The following is a 22,115-nucleotide window of genomic DNA, read 5'->3' on the forward strand; positions in this document are numbered from 1 at the left end:
AAATTACCTTTCATCCTGAAAATCGGCCAACACAAAACGATTTCGCCCTTGGTCCTTGGCTTGATATAACGCAGCATCTGCTTGATTAAATAATAGTGCCACTGAGCCACCTTGGCTTGGATAAATACTTGCCCCCCCTATACTAACAGTGACATAAGGCGCAACTAATGAATAACCATGCTTAACAGGATGTTCTTGCAACGCTTGTTGCACACTTAAGGCCACCTTTTCGATAGCGGATAGCTCGGTCAGCGCCAATACAATAACAAATTCCTCACCACCATAACGCGCTACTAAATCAACATTTCGTAACGGCAATGAACTTAATGTGTGAGCAACATGAACTAAGCATTCATCCCCTTGTTGGTGACCATAGTGATCGTTGAAGGCTTTGAAGTAATCAATATCAAGCAGCAAAATCGCTAACATGCCGCCACTACGCTTCAATTGCTGCCATTGGAAAGTAAGAAACTCGTCTAGCCGGCGCCGATTGGCAATTTCTGTTAAAGGGTCGATGGTGCTTAACGCTTTTAATAAATCACCGCGCCGTTTTAACTCCAGATGATTATGCACTCGCGCACGAATAATGGCGCTACTAAATGGTTTCGTCACATAATCAATAGCACCAACACTCAGGCCTTCTTCTTCATCATTCTCTGAATCTTTGGCGGTGATAAAGATAACCGGAATATCAGCGGTCTCAGGATTACTTTTAAGGGCTTTACAAACTTGAAAGCCATTCATCCCAGGCATCACTATATCTAATAAAATAAGATCTGGTTTGTGCTCTAGCACGCGTCGCAGTGCTTGCTCACCATTTTTCGCCACCACAGTGTCATAACGGTCTTTTAGCAGCTCGACCAAGATACTAATGTTGACCTTCTCATCATCTACGATCAGGATTCGATTACGCGTATCAGTTGACAACTGGGCGTTCCTTTTTAGTTCAAGAAGATTGCAACTCGATATACACATCAATTTCAGGTTGTATATACCAGTAACAGGGTGCGACCATCATCGCGACATCCATTATGCTAACTTTATCAGCCCAAATATTTGGAGTAGAGTACTAATATCAGCGAGGGCTCACATTTAACAACTTGTATGGAAACTAAATATAGACATAAATATTAAACAGCTAAAAAATATGCCTGCAAAATACACTGATGTAATCAGCGAAGCATTGAGTTTGCCCTGAAATAACCATCTTTCGGTATAAAAGATTAACTTACTCCTCATTCAAGGACATGGTGTTGTTAAAAAAAGACCTGCCATTACAAGCCAAATATAGCTTAACCTTACTCGGCTTAACAGGTGTTTTACTGTGCTTATTTATCTATATATTCTCTAATATCAGTAAAGATATTGCAGAGGAATTCAGTAGCAATGCACAAAATCAACTAAGTGACACACTCGTTAGCAAAGTGCGCGAGCAAGGGCAAATCACAAGCCAGTTACTCGTGGCTCAGCTCAGCCAAACCAATCAAATAAATCAACTATCTAGCCTACAAAATTTAGCTGAGCTTGTTGAAAAAAACCAATTAAGCTATGCATTTATCTATGATCAAACAGGACACTTAATTGGGCCTTATCAGCAACAAGAAAATTTATGGCCACATAACCTACCTAAATTACAGTATCAGTCAGAGCTGGTGACTAATGATATCGTCAACCTGTTCAGCCCCATCCCTAGCCCCAATAATGGTGGTCACACCATGCTAGTAATAGGTTTCCCGATAAGTACTGCCAAAGAAACCAGCTTACTACGCAATAATCTTGAGCGTAGTTTAAGTGATAGCTCACTGCAGTTTTTAATCCAAGCTATTAGCGGCACCTTGATCTTTACTCTACTCGCTCTCGCGGCCTGCTATATGATTACCAGTCATTTTATTCACCCGATTCGATTGCTAACCAGTCGCTCGCAACGTCTTGGCGAAGGAGATTTAGATGTCACCTTGGCACTTGAGCGCACTGATGAGTTAGGGAAGTTGTCGCAGTCATTGCAAAAAATGCGTAACAATTTAGTCGACAGCTACAATGAAATGTCACAATTGGCATGGTATGACCCCCTTACTGGCCTCTATAATCGTGAAGGTTGTTTCCATCATTCACGATTATTACTCGGTGAAAAAACAGGTGCTCAAGCTAGTTTAACCGTTATTAACTTAGACGGTTTCAAACGTATTAATGACACCATGGGCTATAAAGAAGGTGATGAAACCTTACGTGCTTTTGCCAAACGCCTCACACAACTAGTTAGAAAATATCAACAAACGGCTTTAATTGCGCGCGTATCTGGTGATGAATTTTTATTGGTTGTCGCACATGAACAAAGTGAAGCGATCAGTACACAAATTGCCAGTGAACTATTAGCCATGTCACAGCAAGCACTCAATACCAAACAAAGTGCTCACCAACTCACCATGAGTATTGGCATTTCGTCTCGGCCACGCGATGGAAATGAATTTGATAGTTTATTAAAAGCGGCTTCAATAGCGATGCACACCGCCAAATATGAAGGGAAAAACAAATATACTCATTTTATCGCTGGTGGTAATCAAAATGAGTGGCAACCTGAAACACTGAAAAAATCCCTGCAACTAGCCATTGATAAAGGGGAGCTCTATGTACTCTTCCAAGGCATTTTTGATCCCGACAATAGCATGGTGGGTGTGGAAGCCTTAGTGCGCTGGAATCACCAAAAACTGGGTCCAGTTTCACCAGCACAATTTATTCCAATAGCAGAACAGTTCCCGGTATTAATTGAAGATTTAACCTTATACGTACTAGAGCAAAGCTGTGCGGCGTTTGAAGAGCTGCTCACTAATGAACAAGAAGATTTTAAAATATCTATCAACGTCGCCGCATGTATGTTAAACAACCCCGAACTGGCTGAGCTACTGCTATTTAGCCTCAGTGAATACCACATCAAAGCTAGCCGTATCATCCTAGAAATCACTGAAACACAATTATTAACTGACATTGATTTTTGCTGCCAACAGCTGGCTAAACTCAAAGCGGCAGGCTTTACCTTGTGGATAGATGATTTTGGGACTGGCTATTCATCACTCAGCTACTTGCACAAGCTACCTGTTGACGGCCTGAAAATTGACCATAGCTTTATCGAACAACTAGACCAATCCAGTTCAGGCCAAGCATTCATAAAAGCCATTGTAGAGCTATCTAAAGCCCTAGCAGTTGAAACATTAGCAGAAGGGGTAGAAACGCAGGCGCAGCATGAATTATTAAAATCGTACGGTTGTCATTGGTTTCAGGGGTTCTACCTTCATAAACCAGCTTACCAAGCCAATGTGATGGCCTTTCACCAGCACTGTAAACCGAAAAAGTTACAGTGCGTGACGGTTTAACGTAATCTGCCTAAACACCACTCCAACGGATGTTATGGGCGACGATGTTTACACCGATGGCGCCACAAAAAAAACTGACACATAGCTAATAACAATAAACCAGTAATTAACAACAGCATAGTACTCGTATACAAATTATTGCTCGCATAAAGATAAGCCACACTAGGTTGGTCCGCCTGATAAGCCAATACCAAAGGTTGTCCTGCCATTTCAGCCAACCCCGTCGCAACATTTAATGCTGGACGACGCGCCTGCTCGGTTTGGTACTCTTCACTCGCTACTTGGTAAAGGTACACAATTTGATCACCTTGGCGTTGCCACTGTTCGGCGGTGACTCGAGGCCAGGCTTGAATGTTCTCAGTTACCTTGTTTACTTCACCTAAATGCAAGAAACAGTAAATAGAAAGCGCAAATAAAGCGAGTCCCATAATTTGCCCAATGCGCAAACATGCGCGGTAAAATCGGCCTTTCAGTGTGGTATGGCTGATAGATTGCATCGCGCGAACGCGAAGTGAAGCATCAACGACCCCCAATTGATAAGTGTCGACCAAATACTTTTGTGCTTGTAACGGTTGCCCTTGCCCTAACAGGTCCAAAAAGGCGGGATCTTTTGTAATTTTATCGTCCATTTAATATATCCCTGTGGATAGCGCTAGGGTCTGTCGACCTTAGGCTCCTCTTCTTATAATGTGTACATTAACAGTAAGGTGACACGCCCCATGCTAATTTGAGCCGGATAGGGTACAACAAAATGCGGAAAGAAACAGGGAAGTGGCTAACAAAACAGCAATTTACATCCTAGCCACTACCCAGAGGGGGTTAGATAACCCTAATGGATAGATTCATTTAGAAAATAACGCTCACCGTTAAAATGAGTAAAAATAAGCGCTAGCATAGGATGCTCTATATGTTCATGATCGGTGCTAACTAACAGGTTGGACTCGGCAATATAAGCCAGCTTATTAGAACCATCAACCATGACCAAATACCAAGGTTGTAGCATTTCTACCTGCGCGCTAATTAAATGTTGATATTGCTGTTCAGCTAAATTAAAAGTGGCATCAACACCATAAATCACGCCACGATACCCATGTACTTGATGATCGACCAGCTGACCCATATGGAATTTACAATATGTCATTTTGCTTCTCCTTGCAGTTAGGCTCACCACAGCACTAGCCGCCTGCTGATTATGTTATTATTCTGGTTTGAGTCTCAACGCAACCCCGTTTACACTACCTCTCTTTTGTAAAATCACACCCGAAGTTGGAAATACCATGCGCTTTTCTGTTCTATTTAGTTTTAGTTTGCTTAGCCTCTCTTTGCTGAGCCATCTATTTCAATTTTCTTGGTTTGATTTTATTCCCCAACAAGAACTTATTGGTAATACATTAATTTCTTTAAGCTTTTTAGGATCTACACAAGGAATTTTTATTCCTCTCATTTTTTTATCAATTCACTATGCCAGCACCGCAAAGGAATGTTGGCGGGTGTTTTATTGTGCTTTTCCACTACTCACCATTGCCTTGTTACTCGGCTGGGGATTGCAATTTATTGCCGAGCAACCGAGACCGAATGTGGTCAATTTAGTTAATGCTGGCTTATTATCTGCTGAGTACTACCAACAGCCAATGGCAGAAAAACACGCCCTAATGTCAAATGCATTAGCCCAAGCCCATGGTGTGCCTGAATACGTTAAATCTGAATGGGTCATGGAGACCAGCTATGCGATGCCTTCTGCACATGCTATTGCTAGCATGACAATCGCACTCTACTTTGCCACCTTGTTCTTTTCACGCCAACAAACCCTCACTGGTTTCATTATTTTAGGCTGGGCGGCTGTGGCTATGTTCAGCCGCTTACTAATGGGTTTGCAACGACCGGAAGATATTTTAGTGGGCGCACTTATTGGTACTTTTGCGGCACAACTAGCCTTACTCAACCGCCGTCGAAAATTAAATCAAGATCGTGCTATCGCAGAACTTCGAGCCAAAAAGTTAGCCGAACAAGATCAAGCATCTAACGAGTCAAAAGCCGCAAACATTTAAACCATACTAAATACTTAAGCTTGGATTAGGTCAACAGCCGTTGACTTAATCAAGTAAAGTGCTGAACAGATCTCACTTATTTAAGCTTTAAGTTGTCAAAATAAAGTAAAGAATAATGTATCTTAATGTTATTGATTAACTTTTTTGACGAAGGGAATGATGTATATTTTAACTAAGCTTGCGTGGCGAACATTAGTAACAAATATTCTGTGTTCATTTTTTCTAATCTATAGCCCCATTCTCCTTGCCAGCCCTATCACTTTCACCCCACTTTCTACTTACTTAGAGCAGCACCCAGAGCAGCGTTTTATCAGCCAAAAGTTTGCCTCTATTGTTAGCTCTCCCAGTCAAAAAAGTCAGATAATACAACCTCGACCTCTACGCATATTTGTTATTTACCCTGGTAAACAAATTTCAGATTATTGGCGTCGTAGCATTGCTTCTTTCACAGCTCGTCTCAATGAGCTTAATATTCAATATGAGATAAAAACCCACTACACCCGCCCAAATATGGCGCAAGAGCAACAAGAGCGACTGATTAATAAAGCCGCTCGCTATCGCGCCGACTACATCATTTTTACCTTAGATACCGTGAAGCACAGTGAGCTCATCAGTCGCATTCTGAAAATTGGTATGAGTAAACTTATTCTGCAAAATATCACCACACCTGTGTTGCAATGGCAAGATACGCCACCATTTTTGTATGTGGGCTTTGATCATGCCAGAGGCAGTCAAACCCTAAGCCAATACTTTAAAGAGAAAACTCAGAGCCAAGGTGATTATGGCGTGGTGCTTTGGTCTCCCGGCGTCATCAGTGAGACACGTGGGCAAAGCTTTATTGATGATATAACGCAAACTTCATCCCTAAGAATGGTGCAAAGCTACTACACTCAAGCATCAAGACAGTCGGCCTACCGCAGTGCAATAAACATTCTCACACAGAATCCTCAGGTTAAATTTATTTACGCCTGCGCGACAGATTTAGCCCTAGGGGTGCTAGATGCCATCAGGGAAAAAGGGCTGGCAGATAAAGTCATGGTGAATGGTTGGGGCGGAGGAGAACAAGAACTCGCCGCGCTGCAACAAGGTAAATTAGACGTCACTATTATGCGGATGAATGATGACAATGGCGTAGCCATGGCCGAAGCAATTAAATTGGATATAGCGGGAAAATCGGCAATGGTACCACAAGTCTATTCAGGTGATTTTGCCTTGGTAACCAAAAAAACTAGTCAGCAGGAGTTAGATAAACTCAAAGCAATCGCGTTTCGCTACTCTGGGCAGCCTTCACAGCAGGCTTTAACTTATTAACTACTTGCACAGGAGAAGTAACACCGACTAAGCAGTGGTGTTACTTGATATCAATTAAGCCGGACGAGCGTTCTCTCGCAACCAAGACACCGTCTCAGCGGAGATGTTAAAAGCATTATCACCAATCGGAATAATTAACTCGGTTTTGGGTGGCAATGTTTGCAGTAAATCGCCGCCTTGAACCTTACTAATATGTTGGCTTAGCTCTGCTACATCAGCCGCGAATTGCGAGATAACTAACGACTTAACGCCTTCATTAACATGAGATGGCGCGTAAGCAGGCGTATGGCTCTCGCCTTGTGCCGTTTTAATAGCATTTAATGGAATATAAAATGCCGTATTTAAGAAGACCGGCCAAAGGGTATTTTGATCCGTACTGCCTTGCTCTAGACCTTCAATCAATTTAATAAATTCGGTTTTTTCTCTGGTTGTCATCATCACATCCTTGTATGACTAAATTTCAGTTTTATATTGCACCATAAAGCAACAACAGAGAAGACTTAAAACTTTGTAAACTTCACACCTAGGCAAGAAAATACTAAGAAAGGGCAAAAAATTGATGTTATTTACGAATTGAAGCAATCAAGGTAACAAGCCCCCGTACGAGTTATTGGCACAAGGGGCTTTGTATTTTAAAATTGCAGGTTGTGAGTCAACAATGGACTTAAAGAGTCTGGCAGATGCAACCTTAGCAGTCACTTTCTTGAGCATCAGCAGCTTGTTTAATATCCTCACAAGCATCTTCAAGTGCATTTCTACTATCAGTAACAACTTCGTCTATTTTCTCACCCGCTTCTTCTGCCGGACCTTCCGAACAACCAACTAAAGATAAGATAGCGACAACACCAAAAACTTTTGCAAGATTAATAATTGTATTCATGTGTTTCTCCATTTAACTTCGGGGTCTTTTGAACATAGGAACGATAAAAGACAAAACTAAAAATACGATAAAAACGAAAAACAATATTTTAGCTATTCCAGCTGCCGCACCAGCTATGCCGCCAAACCCCAATACACCGGCAATCAATGCAAGAATTAGAAAAGTCAATGCCCAATGTAACATGTTACCTCCTCAAACTTAGTTAAGAAATCAGCTCAAAATTAGTTAAAAAAGTTAAGCTGTCATTAATTGCAACTGCTTCATTTCATCATGACAATTTTGCATTCGTACTTGGATTTGCAATAACTTACTTTTACAGTCTGCAGGTAGCATCTCTTGCAATGCCGCATCTACCTTTTCTAGTACTTTATCTTCAATTTCTTCTAACTGTGAAATATAAGTATGATCAGAGTCAGAGCTAACCAGTGCAATGATCTTGGTATAGGCTTCTCGCAGCTCAACGGACAGGGCTGAATCGGTCTCGACTTGACCATCGTCAATTAAAATGAATGTTTGTAAGTCAGAAATGGCCAGGGCTTTTTCTTGAATATTGCGTTCAAAAACACGAACAAGGTTACCATTTGAGGTTTTTTCTTTTGCTGCACTGTAAAATTCAATGCCACCATTCAACACTTTTACCAATTCTTTAATTGGGCCCATCTCATAATTTGAATTAGACATACTCTATCTCCTGTTCACTTATTTATGGTTTAAATTAAATGTAATCAGTTAATTACACCTGAACTAATGCAGAAGACATGCCAACTAGAAAAATAATTAATAAACAACCACTTAGAAAATAATAACTACCACGTAAAACCTTCCACTCTGTAACAGTTACATGCCCAATGTAATTAGTACTCACCATCACTTATGAATAATTTGTAAACATTTCTTCCTAGAGGGGAGCAAAGAAAGCATATCTATAAAGTTGCATCACCTTAGACCAAATGGTGACCTTACTCCCCAGGTGAAGCTATTCGCCTAATAAATTAGCAAAGAACCGCAAAGCGGTTCATTAGGTACAAACCAGAGCGAAGTAGCACTGCTCAACCATGCCATGGCCATATCTAAAGCTAAATAATGTTATTACCCTGTTCTGGATCTCGTGATTCATCGGCCTGTTCACGAATTTCATTTGCGTCACTGCTAGTATCATCCACATTACTTTGCTCGCGCTGCTCTATGACTGATGGCTTCGGATGATGCAATCTATTTTTTGCATTAGGTGCTGGAGGTTGGGCACTGGTTTCCATAGAGAAGATATCCCTGCCCTGGCTGTTTAGTAGCACTCGCTCGCGTGCATCATCAGGCATACTGATCTCATGATGTATAAATCCACTAACCAATTCCCGCATTAAGTGTGAGGAAACCTTCATCGCACTATGCTGTTCACTATTCACCCAAAAATAGATGCTGAAGTTGAGCGTTGCTGAGCCTAGATTATCAACCAACACTTGTGGGGCGGGATCGCTTAATACTGCAGGCTGATTTTTTATAATACTAACGGCAAGGCTTTGTGCGCGGCGAATATCATTATCGTACCCAATACCTAACATAAAATGCCCGCGCATCTTTGGATTAGCGGTTAGATTTTTAATCACATTCTTATAGACAGTAGCATTAGGTATTTGAATATGATTGCCATCAAAATCAACTAATGTTGTCGCTCGCGCCGTTACTTTTTTTACTACTCCAAGGCGGCCATCCACTTCAATTACGTCATCAATCTTAAATGGCCGTTGCACACTCAGTAACAGACTCGATATAAAGTTTTCGGCAATATCTTTGAACGCGAAGCCTAAGATTAACCCTAGCAGTCCAGTACCACTCATCACCGCAACAGCATATTGTGTTAGGCCAGCTAACTTTAGAAATAAATATACGCCAAACAATATAATTAAGATGCTAATGAATCGCCGAGTGACAACATATAACAAACGGCTCTCACTGATATAGCCCAAGGGTTTAAGTAATAGGTAAGAAAGTGGCTTAGCCAAAAAATAACTGCTTATTATTGCCACAACGCCAAGTAATAAAGCAGGTAGCATTTCTCCTGCAGCATGTAAAAACTCAACAACTTGAGCATTTACTCCCTGCATAGAAAACTGCCAGGGTTGTTCTAATGTCGGCGCGGAGGGAGTGGAGGTGGTTAGATCAGCCAGATGATTTTTGATAAGAAAGGTTTTCATGAATACGGGGTCCTAATAGTTGGATTGCATAGGCTTCAGGTAATGCAAAGAGAAGACCAACACCCTCTTCAAAAAATATTTTTACTTATTAAACAAAAACATAAAAAAAATCATCCCCCTAATTAATACCAGGTTTCATCACATAGTACATTCAATACAAGAGATTAAGCCCATTCTTATTACTCGCCGTGTAGCAATGAGGTAAATCCGGTATTTATTACTTGAAAAAGTTACAGCACAACCTGTAAACCTTACAAAAATATATTTGCCACAACAAACAAAAAACAATAAAAGACTGATTTTAAAGGAAAATAATAATTGGCACGTGTTCTGCAATACCTTAGCTGTGACATCAACTTAATCGTTAAACTTAAAATGGAGAAATATTATGAAACGCACTCTTATTTCATTAGCTATGGTATCTGCACTTTCTGTTTCAACTGCACAAGCAAACAACGTTTGGGAAAAAGAAGCAAACGACGCCTGGATTGATGGCAAAGCTGAAGCGACACTTTTATTTAATCCAAATGTTAACTCTTTCGATATCAATACTGATGTAAAAAATGGTGTAGTGATACTGACAGGTCAAGTGGACCATAACGTTGATAAAAAACTTGCCCGAGAACTAGTACTTGGCATTGATGGCGTAAAAGAAGTCGATAACCAGATTACAGTGGTGGAAGGCATCGACCGTAAGGAGCTAGAAAAACAAAGAGGTATGGCTGAATCAAGCTTTACTGATGTCAAAATTGCTACGGTCATCAAAACTCGCCTACTGTTTGATACTGATATCAGTGGTACCGATATTGATGTGGACGTTAAAAATAACATCGTCACATTAACTGGTGAAGTGGATTCACAAGCAGAAAAAGATTTAGCCATTAGTATTGCTAAAAATGCAGAAGATGTGAAAGACGTAACGGCCAACTTAGATATAGTAAAAAGCTCTTAGAATCAAACTCATGACGCTCATTATGAGCGTCATTTCCGCTAACTCAAAAATTTTCCAGAAGTGAATACTTTTTTATTATTGAGGAGACACTATGCCTACCAAGAATACAAATAACGCAAAAACTGAATCACAACAAGCCAATAATCAGGCGCCGGCTCACCCAGTGGCAGACCAAGTCGCGGCATCACTACACAGCACTGTCGACTCGCTGCATGGTTCAGCGGCCTCAACAGAGGAGAGTTTAAGAGCAAAAAGTGGCCAATCCAGTGCAGCAATGAAAGCGCAAACACGCCTGCTACAACAAAAATGGAATAATTCACCAGTTAAAAAATACGCTTGTGAAAACCCAGTGAAAACAGTAGGTATCGCCTTCACTGCTGGCGCATTGTTAACCATGCTATTAAGGAATAAGTAAGATGCAAGAGTCACAGAGTTCGGGGTATAAAACTCAAGGCTCAGCAGAGCTGGGGGCGCAGCTAAACGCGCTCCCTGCGTTAGGTAGCCGCTTAATAGATAGTTACGCATGCTTACTTAACGCTGTATTTGCGTTAATAAAAGCCAAAGCAAAGGCTAACTTAAAAATGCTGATTGCTATCATCACCCTGATCGCCACTGCCGTATTTTTAACTTGTGCCGTATGGGTTGGCTTGCAAGTACTGATTGCTTTCTCGCTCATCAGCCTAGGGTTAAATGTATTTGCGGCTTCTGGCCTTGTGTTAGTCGCTAACTTGATCGCTATTTATTATCTATTATCCACCGCAAGTTGGTTGTTTGATATCACTTACGATGAGTTTATAGATGGATTTTTTAGTCAGATAAAATAGGATTTTTATGACACGCCTTGCCGATTTTATATATCAATCCGTAAATCAAGATGTCATGGTAAAAAAAGCCAAATATCAAGCCTGTGTGTTCGATAGCCATTTACACCAGAAAATCTTGAGCGCCCACTGTAAAAGCCTAGCGAGTTCACCCATCTTCGTTACCGGGGCAGCAATTACATCAATAATCATGTTGCGCCACGGTAAGTTTTCAACATTAAGAAAATTAGTAATGCTTAAACGATTAGCAGACAGTTTTATAAAACCGAGATAACCCGGATCTTGGGTTAATGAACGGTGTGCTTTCCTGCAAAAGCGCAATGTATGTGCTGCTATTCGCTTTATGCTTTCATTCCCAGACAAAGACATGTTGCTGTAAAACATACTTTATCTGGCTAAGATAGCCAGACACAGGCTGAGGCTAAATGATATCGAAAGCGGTTAAATTAAGTTAACAATGCGCTCAAATCCGACAATGAAACAGGCTTTAACAATACATGCGCTATCCCCAGCGACACTAACTGTTCTGGCTCTGGTTCATAACCACTGATAATAGCCAAATTTTGTTCCGAGTTTTGTGCCCTAATTTGCGTGGCGGCATCCAACCCTGAGCCATCAGGCAACATTAAGTCAAGGATCACTAAATCAAGGGCATCAACCTGGCTATAAAAGGCTAAACAAGATTGAATACTGGCCGCACAATAAACTTCGGCTCCCAATGACTTAAGCAGCATGCACATCAACTCACGAGCATCATCATCATCTTCTACTAATAGTATTTTTTTGCCTGACTTACCGGGTTGTTCATTATTGCTCGCTAACGAGCTGACACTGGCTTGCGGATGTAAAAAATGCGCTAAGCAAGCTTGTAATTGTGCGGTGTCTATCGGCTTAGTCAACACGCGATTAAATCCAAGTGCTTGTAAAGTCTCTTCACTGCCTTTTAGTGCGGCGGCTGTTAACGCCACAATTGGCAGCTCAAGCCCTTGATTTCTTGCTGCGACTACAACATCTCGTCCACCCATCACAGGCATGTGAAGGTCCATGAAAACCAAATCAAAATGATGCTGCTTACCTGTTAACAGAGCCAAACCTTGCTGACCGTCTGCCACACTGGTAACCGTCACGCCGGTAGCTGAAATAATATTACAAAGTAAAGTGCGTATTTCTGGAACATCTTCAACAACCAGCACTTGGCCATTAAGTTTCATTGGCCGTGATGCTTCTTTCTCTTGTCCCACTAACGGTGGAGCAAGAATAAGTGGTACTAAGTTAGGTCGCTTTAAGCCCGTATCAATAGAGAAGGTGAAAGTACTACCAACACCTAAAACTGATTCTACTTTTAGCTCCCCACCTAGTAACTCGATTAACGAAGCGCTGATGGCCAAGCCCAAACCAGCGCCCTCTTCCGTGCGGGTCGTCACCTCCTGCACTTGTTCGAAAGGTTTAAAAATTCGCTTTAACTTATCCTTTGGTATACCGATCCCAGTGTCCACCACTGAAAAAAATAACAACCCCTTTTCGGCTTGCTGCTGATACCTTAAATCGACGGAGACCTGACCAGACTCGGTAAATTTTATCGCATTGTATATGGTGTTAATCAACACTTGCTTGAGTCGAGTTGAGTCAGAAAAAATTGATTCGGGCAGTCGCTCCTTGCTGTTAATCTTAAAGCTAAGACCTTTTCTAGCCGCAGCCATATTAAATAAACTTTGTAAATCTGCTAAAAAAGGCGATAGCAAAAAGGTATCTTTATTCAAAGATAAGCTATTTTCTCTGATTTTGGATAGATCGAGCACCTCATTAAGCAGCGCTAATAAGTGCTGACTATTACTATTAATAATTGATAACTCTGGCTTAATCGCATCGAGCTCGGCTCGACTGAGCAGTAAGTCGGTGTAACCAATAATAGAAGTTAATGGCGTCCGCAATTCATGGCTTAAGTGCGCTAAAAACCGATCTTTAGCACGGCTGTCTGACTCAATTCTCAAGCGCTCTAACCTTTCATTTTCCAACTCTTTGCGCGCAAGAGCGTAACGAATGGCACGGATAAAACGCACACTATTAATTTCCGATTTTACCAGAAAATCTTCAGCCCCCAACGCTAACGCTTTGGCATCAAGCACTTCGTCAACCTGCCCCGTTAGCATGATAAAAGGCGTGTCACAGCCCATTGCTTTAGCTGCTTCTAGTACTGAAAGTCCAGTATGAGCGCCCAATTGGTAGTCAAGTAAACATAAGTCGAACGACTCTTGTTGCAATATCTCAACAATCGATTGATAGTCACTTAACCATTTAATTTCAAATGTAAAATCTGGTATTTCTTGCAAATAATCCATGGCAAGAATGTAGTCATCTTCATCATCTTCAACCAGTAGTAACTTAACAATGCGATTATCCATTAACCTGCCTCGGCATAAAAAATAAATGTAACGTTGGCGTAGTTCACTTTTTAAGGCAGCTCAACGATCTCAATCCAATATTTGCCTAAATGTTTCATTAGCTCAACCAACCCTTCAAAATTAACGGGCTTAGCAATATAAGAGGCCGCACCTAGATCATAACCACGAAGCTTGTCTTCTTCCTCTTTGGAAGTGGTTAATATCACCACAGGAATTGAACGTAAATCCGCATCTGCTTTAATGACTTTAAGGGCTTCACGACCATCCATTCTCGGCATATTTAAATCAAGTAAGATCAAACTCGGGCGAGGATAAAGCTCACGGTCTTGATAACGCCCTTCATTGCGTAAGTACTCAATCAGTTCTACGCCGTCATTAACAAAATTAATCGTGTTTAACACTCTGCTTTCATCAAGAGCGTCTTGAGTCAGCATGCGATCATCTTCATCATCATCTGCCATTAGAATACTAATTGCTTGGGGTTTTAAGTAATTCAACTTTTCCGTCCTCAACTGTAAAAAGGTCTGCATCTATGGGCAGTAATATAGTAAAAGTAGCACCGACACCTGGTGTGCTGGATGCAGAAATTTGGCCACTATGGCGCTCGATGATCCGCCGACAAACGGCTAAGCCTATGCCTGTTCCGGCATATTCACTGCGACTGTGCAGGCGTTGAAATGGAGTAAATATTTTTTCACTGTATTGCTCTGAAAAACCAATGCCATTATCAGCTATAGTGAGTTCAAGCCAAGGTTTATCATTCGATATGTTCGCCTGTACAGGAGGGCTAATACTATTAGCTCCGATGATGATATTGGGTGTTTGCTCTGGTTCGCGAAATTTAATCGCATTAGAAATTAAGTTTGAAAATAACTGACTCAACTGGCTGGCATCAGCTTGAATGCAGGGCAGTGAAGCGACCGTAATTTGGGCCCCACTGTCTTGGATTGCAATTTCTAAGTCATCGAGCACTCGCATTAACAAGTCATTGAGATCAACCAACTGGAAAGGCTTGCCTCGCGTGGTAACACGAGAAAGCTCTAATAAGTCACTGATCAAAACAGACATACGCTGCGCTGCTGAGTTCATACGAGCTAAATAATCCATGCCCCTGTCACCAAGCTGATCCGCATAATTACTGCTAAGACGGTCACCAAAAGCACGAATTTTTCTCAGTGGCTCTTGCAGATCATGGGAAGCAACAAACGCAAAATCTTCTAGCTCTCGGTTACTTCGATTTAGCTCTTCGGCATACACTTCCAGTGCGTGAGTGCGCTCTTGCACCTTCGACTCTAGCTGGGCATTGTATTTCTCTAAATTGCTTTTTGCCGTTCGAATACTATTTAAATGTTTTGCTAGCAGCACCAATACCGCACCAGACATCAGTATGCTGAGCAACGTAAACCAAATAATATTACGGTTTGCCTTAGCTCGAGAGTCATCTAAGCGAGCAAGCAAGTCATTGCGAATATTGGTTTCCTGGATAATAATCGATTGATACAAATGGCGAATATTCATTTGAGTTAAATCAACTTCTTCCTCACCCTGCTGCGCAACTTCTGCCCCTAACCCTACCGCGAGTTCAACACTTTCCTGCAACGACTTCAGCTTAGCTTCTGCAAGCCGAGCGAAAGCATCAATTCTTTGCTGCTGTTCGTGGCTTTGTGATTGAACCTGTTCTACTTGCTTTAAGCTGTCAGAAAATTTTTCCAAAGCTTTAATGAAAGGCTCAAGATGGCTGGCGTTTTCTGATAATAAATATCCCCGTTGACCCGTTTCAGCGTTCAAAATATCAATATGCAGGCTATCGACGACCAACATGACTTTACTGGTGTTTTGTAACCGCTTTTGTATGTTTGCCAAATCCTGAATATTATCAAGACCAATGGCTGCATTAACAATAATCGCTACCACAATGATCGCCGCACCTAACCACGCCAAACTAGTGGTATTTAACCGATTGTAAAGGCTTGATAGCTGCATCAATTTTTAATTCCCTGTGACTATTTAACGAGAGTTTGCAGGATAGCGCTGCATTCTTTAGCGGCTTTAATGATCTGGTCTGCGGCTTGTTTTAAATCTGTTTCACTCGCTGATTGATCGGCCATCAGCTTAATTAACTCTGCGTGCATTGAAATATGATTAAGGGGTTTACGCGCATCATGGATGACGGTTTCTAACTCTTCTGGCTGCTGCATTTCCCATCACTCCTTTGGGTTGATTTTAAGGTGCGGAAGACTCTTCATAAGCATTCAGGCGGTTGTATAATGTTTTGGTGCTAATACCCAGCATTTTAGCAGCATTAGTTTTGTTACCTTCTACTGAAGCCAACGTCTTATAGATCAATTCTTTTTCAAGTTCATCAATCGTTTGGCCAACGGTAATTGAAGTTTCCACGGCTGTTATCGGTGCGCTAGGTGCGACATATTGTAAGTTAGCAGGCTCGGAATCAGCCGAAACGTTGACTGCGTTCGCGCCTCCTTTCCCCGTAAGTGAGTCTCGCGCAAGAGAGAAAGGAGACTCAAAAGTAGTCGGAAAAACCAGATTGCCCGCTTGCATATCAGCCATAATAAAGGCGCGATGAATGGTGTGCTTTAACTCGCGAATATTACCTGGCCAATGATGCTCTAAAAGCTTTGCCATATCTTCATCTCGCAGGCGAAGTTGACTACTATGTTCTTTGTTTAATAACCCTAAAAAATAATGTGCAAGCAAAGGAATATCTTCTTTACGAGCCCGTAAGGGAGGAATCGTGATAGGAAAAACGGCTAAGCGAAAATACACATCTTCGCGTAGCACATTGTTCATTGCAATATCTTCTACAGTGCGATTCGTTGCTGAAACGACACGACAATTAATAGGGATGCTCTTATTACCACCCACTCGAGTAACCGTTTGTGTTTCTAACACACGCAATAAATTTGGTTGCATATCAATAGGCATTTCAGTTAGCTCATCCAAAAACAAGGTACCACCTTGAGCTAATTCAAAAACCCCCTGTTTTTGTCCACTTGCACCAGTAAACGCCCCTTTTTCGTGACCAAATAACTCACTGCCAATCAAGTCTTTCGGGATCGCTCCACAGTTAACAGAAACACGCTCTCCAGTATATTCACTGGCATTATGTATTGCTTGTGCCACCATTTCTTTACCGACACCACTTTCACCCAGCAACATGACATTGGCATTGGTTTTTGCCACCCGCTCAATCATGGTGTACATCTCTTTCATTGGTGCTGATTCGCCAAGTAAGCAGTCAAAGTAAAGCACAGCATCGGGTTGTTCTTTGTTCGCTTTAGCTCGAGCCGAGCGAGGATAAAAAATTGCTTTAAGGTCTTCCGCCTCAATAGGTTTAGTTAAATGACCAATATCATCATGGCACATCGCTGAAATGGCTGTTTTAACCGCCGGATGACCAGTGATCATAGTAATAGTTGACTTAATTTTATTCGCTTTTACGAAATCAATTAAATGCAAGCCACTGCCATCAGGCAACATAAAGTCGAGTAAAATATGATCGAATAACTGGCTATTCAGCCACTGCTTTGCTTCTGCCAAAGTGGCGGCAGAATAAACATCGCAATCAAGATATTCAATAATACGACAAGCTAACTCAGTAAATTCAAGATCGTCATCAACGAGTAAAACTGTCTTCACTTTTTTAATCCTTTCAACCAGTATCTATACTACTCTACCCTATTAATTGACTGATTTATATTAACTATTGTTAGAGTCTACTGAGCTTTCATGGTTTAATTCTGCTCGAGATAAAAGCGTGTCTATCGTGACGAGTAGTGTACCGCTTAGGCATCCTAAACAAATACTACTCAACAAAAAGAAAATGTTTACGCCAGAAGGGCTTTGGCCGACCCCTTCGGACAGCATTTGTTATAAAAATCATCACCAAAGATCATTGCCCCTAGCATATAACGCGCAAGCTGGCAGGCAACACTTCGATATCCAACTGTGTTGCCTGGGCTATTTCACCGTCAATACTGTATTGAAAGCCAGCCTCACTAAACAACTGAACCTTCTTCGCTTGGCAATGAGCAACACGATAGTTAGGAGACGCTTCACCATTTAACGCATTGTTTAAAGAGTTATTAATTAGCTCTACCAAGCTTAAAACTCGGTGCGTGACACTTGGATCATGCTCAATTTGTGTAATATCCAACAAACCATCTTGCCAATCAGGCTCACCACCACCCTGCGCTAACACTGTGGTACTCGGGGCAGCATTAGCAATCGCTAAACTACAACAAGAAAAATCTTGCTGCTCACCCTCATCTATTCGCACCTTTAAGTCTTGCGCTTTATTATCTATGACCGCGTTGATAAAGCCTTGTATATAAGCAAGCTGGCCAAACTGATTTTTTTGCGTACGATCGGCCTGATCGATCATTTGCTCTGCAAAACCAACGGCGATCACTAACAGTACAATTTTCTGGTTACAAAGCATGGTATCCATTTGCTTTTCTTCATTTTTAAACAATGCTTGGCAGGCTTGAGTAATGGGATCAATTTTAGTGCCAACACCAAACAGCACGTGAGCCAACGCATTCGCCGTGCCAAAAGGTAAAATAGCTAAACGATGTGGGCTATTTTTCACTGCGGTTGCCACTTCAGCCACCGTACCGTCGCCACCACAGGCAACAAAAGTCATGGCTTGATCTTGTTGCAGCATGGATTTCACCGCATCAGTAACATTGACGTCAGGCTCAGTAAAATAAAAATTCAGTTCATATTGCTGCGTTAACTGGCCCACAATTTGATTCGCATACTGTTGCCACTTACCTGAACCTGAAACGGGGTTAACAATCAAATGAAGCTGGGGATTTATTCGCTCTGCCATGTCTTTACTTAGGGTTAGCAATGACTTCATTTGTTTCGCATTCAATCTAGCCGTGGTTCTAACTGCTTGGATTTTTTCAATGGCTTCTCTGACCGTTAAATCTGGCTCAGACATCAACAAATACGCACAGGTCATATAAAACGAACGGCCCCTACCTAAGGCGCAATGCACAACCACCTTTTGCTTTAACTTATGTTGTGCACCAATCCAGCGGATAGCGTGTTGCAGCTGTGCCTCAGTTGGTGAAAAGTGATCCAAAATAGGAATATTCAAATAATAAAGCCCTTCTTGCTCTGCCGACCAATTAAAGCCATCAAACTCAGAGGTGACATCTAGAATGGCGGTAACACCTTCAGCTTTAAGTGTTTCAATATCGCTGGGGAAAAGCCGAGCAGCCAAATATAAGTTTGGTGTAATTTGTTGTATGGCGGGCACTGAGTCGTACAAGCGCATAAAAGAGTTATACAACTGAGCGCCAACCAAGTAAGGCAGTAAAATTAGCTTAACCCACCAAGGAATTTGACCTGTCACCGACTTCCGAAATAAAGCCGGATAATTCATAGTGTAAGCAAAGGTCACACTCGCAAGAGCAGTAAAAAGCCACAAGCTGGGTATCAATAGATACCAATGACCAAAACTAAACCAAACAAAGCAAGCTGCTATTAATAGTAGTAGCACGTAGTACTTGGTCATTTTCATTGCAGTGACTCTCCTGATAGTTAGCGATACGCGGTTACCTGTATGGTCTTCAAGTTTTATGCCTAAACATAAAAAACTATAACAATATGAATGTTAAAGATATTTAACATTCTCAGCCGGTATCAAAATACTACTCGATAGGTACATATTACAAAATAAAAGTGAACTAGGTAAAAGTTACACACTTCTTCCAAGACCTCGCTCTTTGTAAAATTAGTCTTAGTGAACACTCATCGGTTAACATTGTCCATGATATACCCAAGATACCTCAAGATGCAGGATTCAGAGCCGCTCCCAAAGGGCGAGTTTTGTAGGCTGTTATGCTTTGTTGCTGATTTTCAACGTAGAATAACTATGTCTCAAATCAGCGTCGCGCCTAACAGCCTACAAATTCTCGCTAAACAAGCATCTTGAGGTAACTTGGGTATAAAGATTGCACTAACGAGAAGGCATTTAATGAATATCACGCTGAAGCAATTGCGCATCTTCACCACCTTGGCAAAAAGCGCCAATATCGGCCAGGCTGCACTGGCCCTCTCACTGACTAAGCCAGCCGTGAGCATGGCCATCAAAGAGCTAGAGCATCAGCTTAATCAAAGCCTATTTGAGCGTTTGCCTAACCGTCTCAAACTCAACAGCCAAGGAGAGCTATTACTGCCTTTAGCCCATGAGTTACTATCGCGCAGTGACGAAATTAGCAGCTTGTTTGATGGCAACCAGCTCAGTGGTGAGTTGCACATAGGTTGCAGTAAAACCATTGGTAATCAACTGATGCCGGCGTTGTTAGCACAATTTCGTCAACTGACTGGCCATCAAAGACAAAGCCTGCAAATTATGAACAGCCGTGATGTGTGCCAGTTAGTGGCCCGCTACGAGCTCGATTTAGGCTTAATTGAAGCTAATGTCTGTTTACCCGGCCAAGTGTTGATCCCTTGGCATCAAGACAGCATGTGTATTATTGCGCCTCCCAACCACCCTTTAGCACAACAGAAACAACTGCCACTGCACGCGTTCGATCAGCAAAATTGGGTATTAAGAGAAGATGGCTCAGGCAGTCGCGCCCTATTTAATCGTGAAGTTGCCCCACATTTAAACCAGTGGCACCTCGCCCTTGAGCTTAATGAAGCCATGGGCATTATTAACTGCGTGTCGAGTAATTTAGGGCTGTCTTGTATCTCCGAATTAACCGCCACCGATGCCCTGCAAAGCGGCAAGGTAGTGGCACTCGATTTAGCCAAGCCGTTATACCGACCACTGTATTTAGTATTCCAAGAGAACAAGAGACAAAGCGTACTATTTCAACGCTTTGTCGAGCATTTAAAGCAGAGTGTTAATGGCTAATTAACCTCAGTTTTGTTTAAGCTTATGACCAGCGGATAAAGTATATATTTGCAGCAACATTTCGTTTAAGGGATGAAAACGCAAAGCATATAGGGATATATACCCAAACAAGCTTAAGAACTTCTGGTTGATAATTATTTACAGGGTCTTGTTTGGGTCTATTCACCGCGTCTTTGCAGGAAAAACAGACTGTGTTGCTTATCCATAACTCGGGCTAATTAACATTTCACCTGAAAACCGCGTTGGCTTTGCACTTGGTCAACCAGATAATGCAATGCGACATAACTGACCACCACAGTGGCAACCACCAGCTCTAATTTAGCCAAGTGCTGTAACACCTCAACCCATGCAGGATTATGGCCCTGCTGTTCGATGTAGCCTGCTAATTTAAACAACGCAGTGGCACCGATTACCGTAGGGAAGGTAAAAGCAGCGTAACCGGGGCTGAAAGGTAGTTGCAGTAAACGAAAGAAGGCTAAGTACAAAAAGCCGGTCATCAATATTGCCAACACCAAAAGCACGGCTAACAAATGATAATCGGGTTGAGTCACTAAGTTTAAGTACCCAGCTAAACCTAAACTGGCGGGCGCCGCTAAAATAGCTAATGTTGGTTTAGCAGCAACAGGTAATGAACCACAGCAACACAAACGAAACAGCATTAAGGGCAATAATACGCCATAGCAAGTTAAGCCAAAGTAGAGTAGCACAGTTGCTAAGCCATTAAATTGCACCGCAGGACAAGTCAGTGCCGCCACAATAATCCCGACTGGTGGCACAAACCAGCTTGGCACCATATCTGTTAACTTAAACTGACGCGCACGGTGGTAAGTAAACATCAGTAAAAAAGTAATGTGCAAGGCAATCGCTGCTAACCAGACCAACTTAGCGCCCAATACATGATGACTAGCAAACGTGCTCGCCACCACCATGCTCGCCATGGCGAAAGTAGGCACTACGCTGCCCACCACAGGATGGGCAAGATCAGCCCGTAGGCTATTGGGATGTAATACAAATTTAACCAGCAACAGTAACAGCAGTAATGCAGCAACTTGCGCACTTAACAACTGAAAGTGCCCCGCACCATTGGACACCTGATCCCAACCCCAACCTAAACTCGCAATGGCTAGCGCAAGACCGGCCATTGGCGTATGGATCATAGTGGTTCGTTGTCTGATACTTCTCATGGTGTGTGCCTCATTAACTACATACACTGAGTGTAAGCTAATCAACAAGGTAAGAATATTTTAAT

General features: G+C 41.9%; 22 protein-coding genes. 7 read left to right on the forward strand and 15 right to left on the reverse strand.

Annotation, left to right across the window (positions count from 1 at the left end):
* Positions 1 to 3 precede the first annotated feature (3 nt).
* On the reverse strand, positions 4 to 927 hold the full coding sequence (locus K1M91_RS13730) for a diguanylate cyclase (protein ID WP_232802609.1): 924 nt from the start codon (positions 925 to 927) through the stop codon (positions 4 to 6).
* Positions 928 to 1,253: 326 nt separating this feature from the next.
* Between K1M91_RS13730 and K1M91_RS13735 the strand changes: the two genes are divergently transcribed.
* Positions 1,254 to 3,368, forward strand: a complete 2,115-nt coding sequence (locus K1M91_RS13735) for an EAL domain-containing protein (RefSeq protein ID WP_232802610.1) — start codon at positions 1,254 to 1,256, stop codon at positions 3,366 to 3,368.
* Between the two features lie 32 nt (positions 3,369 to 3,400).
* On the opposite strand, the gene K1M91_RS13740 is transcribed toward K1M91_RS13735, so the two are convergent.
* Both K1M91_RS13740 and hspQ read right to left on the reverse strand, forming a co-directional pair.
* A complete protein-coding gene (locus K1M91_RS13740) occupies positions 3,401 to 3,997 on the reverse strand; it encodes a hypothetical protein (protein ID WP_232802611.1) in 597 nt (198 codons plus the stop codon).
* Positions 3,998 to 4,197: 200 nt separating this feature from the next.
* Positions 4,198 to 4,509, reverse strand: a complete 312-nt coding sequence (gene hspQ / locus K1M91_RS13745; protein ID WP_232802612.1) for a heat shock protein HspQ — start codon at positions 4,507 to 4,509, stop codon at positions 4,198 to 4,200.
* Between the two features lie 136 nt (positions 4,510 to 4,645).
* Here hspQ and K1M91_RS13750 point away from each other — a divergent pair, with 136 nt between their 5' ends.
* Both K1M91_RS13750 and K1M91_RS13755 read left to right on the forward strand, forming a co-directional pair.
* Positions 4,646 to 5,416 (forward strand): phosphatase PAP2 family protein, encoded by a 771-nt coding sequence (locus K1M91_RS13750; RefSeq protein ID WP_232802613.1) that lies wholly within the window; start codon positions 4,646 to 4,648, stop codon positions 5,414 to 5,416.
* 156 nt (positions 5,417 to 5,572) lie between these two features.
* Entirely contained in the window at positions 5,573 to 6,727 is a 1,155-nt protein-coding gene (locus tag K1M91_RS13755; protein WP_232802614.1) for a substrate-binding domain-containing protein, read from the forward strand.
* A gap of 54 nt (positions 6,728 to 6,781) precedes the next feature.
* On the opposite strand, the gene K1M91_RS13760 is transcribed toward K1M91_RS13755, so the two are convergent.
* The 5 genes from K1M91_RS13760 to K1M91_RS13780 form a co-directional block, all read right to left on the reverse strand.
* On the reverse strand, positions 6,782 to 7,165 hold the full coding sequence (locus K1M91_RS13760; protein ID WP_232802615.1) for a hypothetical protein: 384 nt from the start codon (positions 7,163 to 7,165) through the stop codon (positions 6,782 to 6,784).
* Between the two features lie 250 nt (positions 7,166 to 7,415).
* Complete coding sequence (locus K1M91_RS13765; RefSeq protein WP_232802616.1) at positions 7,416 to 7,607, reverse strand: hypothetical protein; 192 nt, start codon at positions 7,605 to 7,607, stop codon at positions 7,416 to 7,418.
* A 12-nt stretch (positions 7,608 to 7,619) separates the two neighbouring features.
* Positions 7,620 to 7,790 (reverse strand): DUF1328 family protein, encoded by a 171-nt coding sequence (locus K1M91_RS13770; protein WP_232802617.1) that lies wholly within the window; start codon positions 7,788 to 7,790, stop codon positions 7,620 to 7,622.
* Positions 7,791 to 7,841: 51 nt separating this feature from the next.
* Entirely contained in the window at positions 7,842 to 8,288 is a 447-nt protein-coding gene (locus K1M91_RS13775) for a PA2169 family four-helix-bundle protein (RefSeq protein ID WP_232802618.1), read from the reverse strand.
* 395 nt (positions 8,289 to 8,683) lie between these two features.
* On the reverse strand, positions 8,684 to 9,799 hold the full coding sequence (locus K1M91_RS13780; RefSeq protein ID WP_232802619.1) for a mechanosensitive ion channel domain-containing protein: 1,116 nt from the start codon (positions 9,797 to 9,799) through the stop codon (positions 8,684 to 8,686).
* A gap of 388 nt (positions 9,800 to 10,187) precedes the next feature.
* Between K1M91_RS13780 and K1M91_RS13785 the strand changes: the two genes are divergently transcribed.
* From K1M91_RS13785 to K1M91_RS13795, 3 genes are all read left to right on the forward strand, one after another.
* Positions 10,188 to 10,751 carry a BON domain-containing protein gene (locus K1M91_RS13785; RefSeq protein ID WP_232802620.1) on the forward strand — a complete coding sequence of 188 codons (564 nt, stop codon included), beginning with the start codon at positions 10,188 to 10,190 and terminating at the stop codon, positions 10,749 to 10,751.
* 91 nt (positions 10,752 to 10,842) lie between these two features.
* Complete coding sequence (locus K1M91_RS13790) at positions 10,843 to 11,166, forward strand: hypothetical protein (RefSeq protein WP_232802621.1); 324 nt, start codon at positions 10,843 to 10,845, stop codon at positions 11,164 to 11,166.
* A 1-nt stretch (position 11,167) separates the two neighbouring features.
* Positions 11,168 to 11,575, forward strand: coding sequence for a hypothetical protein (locus tag K1M91_RS13795; RefSeq protein WP_232802622.1), 408 nt, complete (start codon positions 11,168 to 11,170; stop codon positions 11,573 to 11,575).
* Between the two features lie 443 nt (positions 11,576 to 12,018).
* Here the strand turns inward: K1M91_RS13795 and K1M91_RS13800 are convergent, their stop codons facing one another.
* The 6 genes from K1M91_RS13800 to K1M91_RS13825 all read right to left on the reverse strand — a co-directional run bounded on the left by K1M91_RS13800 (position 12,019) and on the right by K1M91_RS13825 (position 19,525).
* On the reverse strand, positions 12,019 to 13,974 hold the full coding sequence (locus K1M91_RS13800) for a response regulator (protein ID WP_232802623.1): 1,956 nt from the start codon (positions 13,972 to 13,974) through the stop codon (positions 12,019 to 12,021).
* A gap of 50 nt (positions 13,975 to 14,024) precedes the next feature.
* On the reverse strand, positions 14,025 to 14,471 hold the full coding sequence (locus tag K1M91_RS13805; protein ID WP_232802624.1) for a response regulator: 447 nt from the start codon (positions 14,469 to 14,471) through the stop codon (positions 14,025 to 14,027).
* Positions 14,443 to 15,957 carry a sensor histidine kinase gene (locus K1M91_RS13810; protein WP_232802625.1) on the reverse strand — a complete coding sequence of 505 codons (1,515 nt, stop codon included), beginning with the start codon at positions 15,955 to 15,957 and terminating at the stop codon, positions 14,443 to 14,445. The genes K1M91_RS13805 and K1M91_RS13810 overlap by 29 nt, the downstream gene beginning before the upstream one ends.
* A gap of 20 nt (positions 15,958 to 15,977) precedes the next feature.
* On the reverse strand, positions 15,978 to 16,172 hold the full coding sequence (locus tag K1M91_RS13815; protein ID WP_232802626.1) for a histidine kinase: 195 nt from the start codon (positions 16,170 to 16,172) through the stop codon (positions 15,978 to 15,980).
* A gap of 25 nt (positions 16,173 to 16,197) precedes the next feature.
* The gene (locus K1M91_RS13820; protein WP_232802627.1) at positions 16,198 to 17,631 is read right to left on the reverse strand and encodes a sigma-54 dependent transcriptional regulator; all 1,434 of its coding nucleotides are present in this window, start codon (positions 17,629 to 17,631) and stop codon (positions 16,198 to 16,200) included.
* 262 nt (positions 17,632 to 17,893) lie between these two features.
* Positions 17,894 to 19,525, reverse strand: a complete 1,632-nt coding sequence (locus tag K1M91_RS13825) for a diacylglycerol kinase family protein (RefSeq protein ID WP_232802628.1) — start codon at positions 19,523 to 19,525, stop codon at positions 17,894 to 17,896.
* Between the two features lie 456 nt (positions 19,526 to 19,981).
* Here K1M91_RS13825 and K1M91_RS13830 point away from each other — a divergent pair, with 456 nt between their 5' ends.
* Positions 19,982 to 20,866, forward strand: coding sequence for a LysR substrate-binding domain-containing protein (locus K1M91_RS13830; protein WP_232802629.1), 885 nt, complete (start codon positions 19,982 to 19,984; stop codon positions 20,864 to 20,866).
* Between the two features lie 218 nt (positions 20,867 to 21,084).
* Here the strand turns inward: K1M91_RS13830 and K1M91_RS13835 are convergent, their stop codons facing one another.
* Entirely contained in the window at positions 21,085 to 22,050 is a 966-nt protein-coding gene (locus tag K1M91_RS13835; RefSeq protein ID WP_232802630.1) for a TDT family transporter, read from the reverse strand.
* Positions 22,051 to 22,115: the final 65 nt, after the last annotated feature.

It is taken from the genome of Motilimonas sp. E26 (genome assembly GCF_021278025.1).
Taxonomy (GTDB): domain Bacteria; phylum Pseudomonadota; class Gammaproteobacteria; order Enterobacterales; family CBDFNC01; genus Motilimonas.

Coding starts and splice junctions, on each gene's coding strand:
- K1M91_RS13740 (WP_232802611.1), bottom strand. CDS start 3,997: ATGGACGATAAAATTACAAAAGATCCCGCCTTTTTGGACCTGTTAGGG.
- hspQ (WP_232802612.1), bottom strand. CDS start 4,509: ATGACATATTGTAAATTCCATATGGGTCAGCTGGTCGATCATCAAGTA.
- K1M91_RS13750 (WP_232802613.1), top strand. CDS start 4,646: ATGCGCTTTTCTGTTCTATTTAGTTTTAGTTTGCTTAGCCTCTCTTTG.
- K1M91_RS13755 (WP_232802614.1), top strand. CDS start 5,573: ATGATGTATATTTTAACTAAGCTTGCGTGGCGAACATTAGTAACAAAT.
- K1M91_RS13760 (WP_232802615.1), bottom strand. CDS start 7,165: ATGATGACAACCAGAGAAAAAACCGAATTTATTAAATTGATTGAAGGT.
- K1M91_RS13765 (WP_232802616.1), bottom strand. CDS start 7,607: ATGAATACAATTATTAATCTTGCAAAAGTTTTTGGTGTTGTCGCTATC.
- K1M91_RS13770 (WP_232802617.1), bottom strand. CDS start 7,790: ATGTTACATTGGGCATTGACTTTTCTAATTCTTGCATTGATTGCCGGT.
- K1M91_RS13775 (WP_232802618.1), bottom strand. CDS start 8,288: ATGTCTAATTCAAATTATGAGATGGGCCCAATTAAAGAATTGGTAAAA.
- K1M91_RS13780 (WP_232802619.1), bottom strand. CDS start 9,799: ATGAAAACCTTTCTTATCAAAAATCATCTGGCTGATCTAACCACCTCC.
- K1M91_RS13785 (WP_232802620.1), top strand. CDS start 10,188: ATGAAACGCACTCTTATTTCATTAGCTATGGTATCTGCACTTTCTGTT.
- K1M91_RS13790 (WP_232802621.1), top strand. CDS start 10,843: ATGCCTACCAAGAATACAAATAACGCAAAAACTGAATCACAACAAGCC.
- K1M91_RS13795 (WP_232802622.1), top strand. CDS start 11,168: ATGCAAGAGTCACAGAGTTCGGGGTATAAAACTCAAGGCTCAGCAGAG.
- K1M91_RS13800 (WP_232802623.1), bottom strand. CDS start 13,974: ATGGATAATCGCATTGTTAAGTTACTACTGGTTGAAGATGATGAAGAT.
- K1M91_RS13810 (WP_232802625.1), bottom strand. CDS start 15,957: ATGCAGCTATCAAGCCTTTACAATCGGTTAAATACCACTAGTTTGGCG.
- K1M91_RS13815 (WP_232802626.1), bottom strand. CDS start 16,172: ATGCAGCAGCCAGAAGAGTTAGAAACCGTCATCCATGATGCGCGTAAA.
- K1M91_RS13825 (WP_232802628.1), bottom strand. CDS start 19,525: ATGAAAATGACCAAGTACTACGTGCTACTACTATTAATAGCAGCTTGC.
- K1M91_RS13830 (WP_232802629.1), top strand. CDS start 19,982: ATGAATATCACGCTGAAGCAATTGCGCATCTTCACCACCTTGGCAAAA.
- K1M91_RS13835 (WP_232802630.1), bottom strand. CDS start 22,050: ATGAGAAGTATCAGACAACGAACCACTATGATCCATACGCCAATGGCC.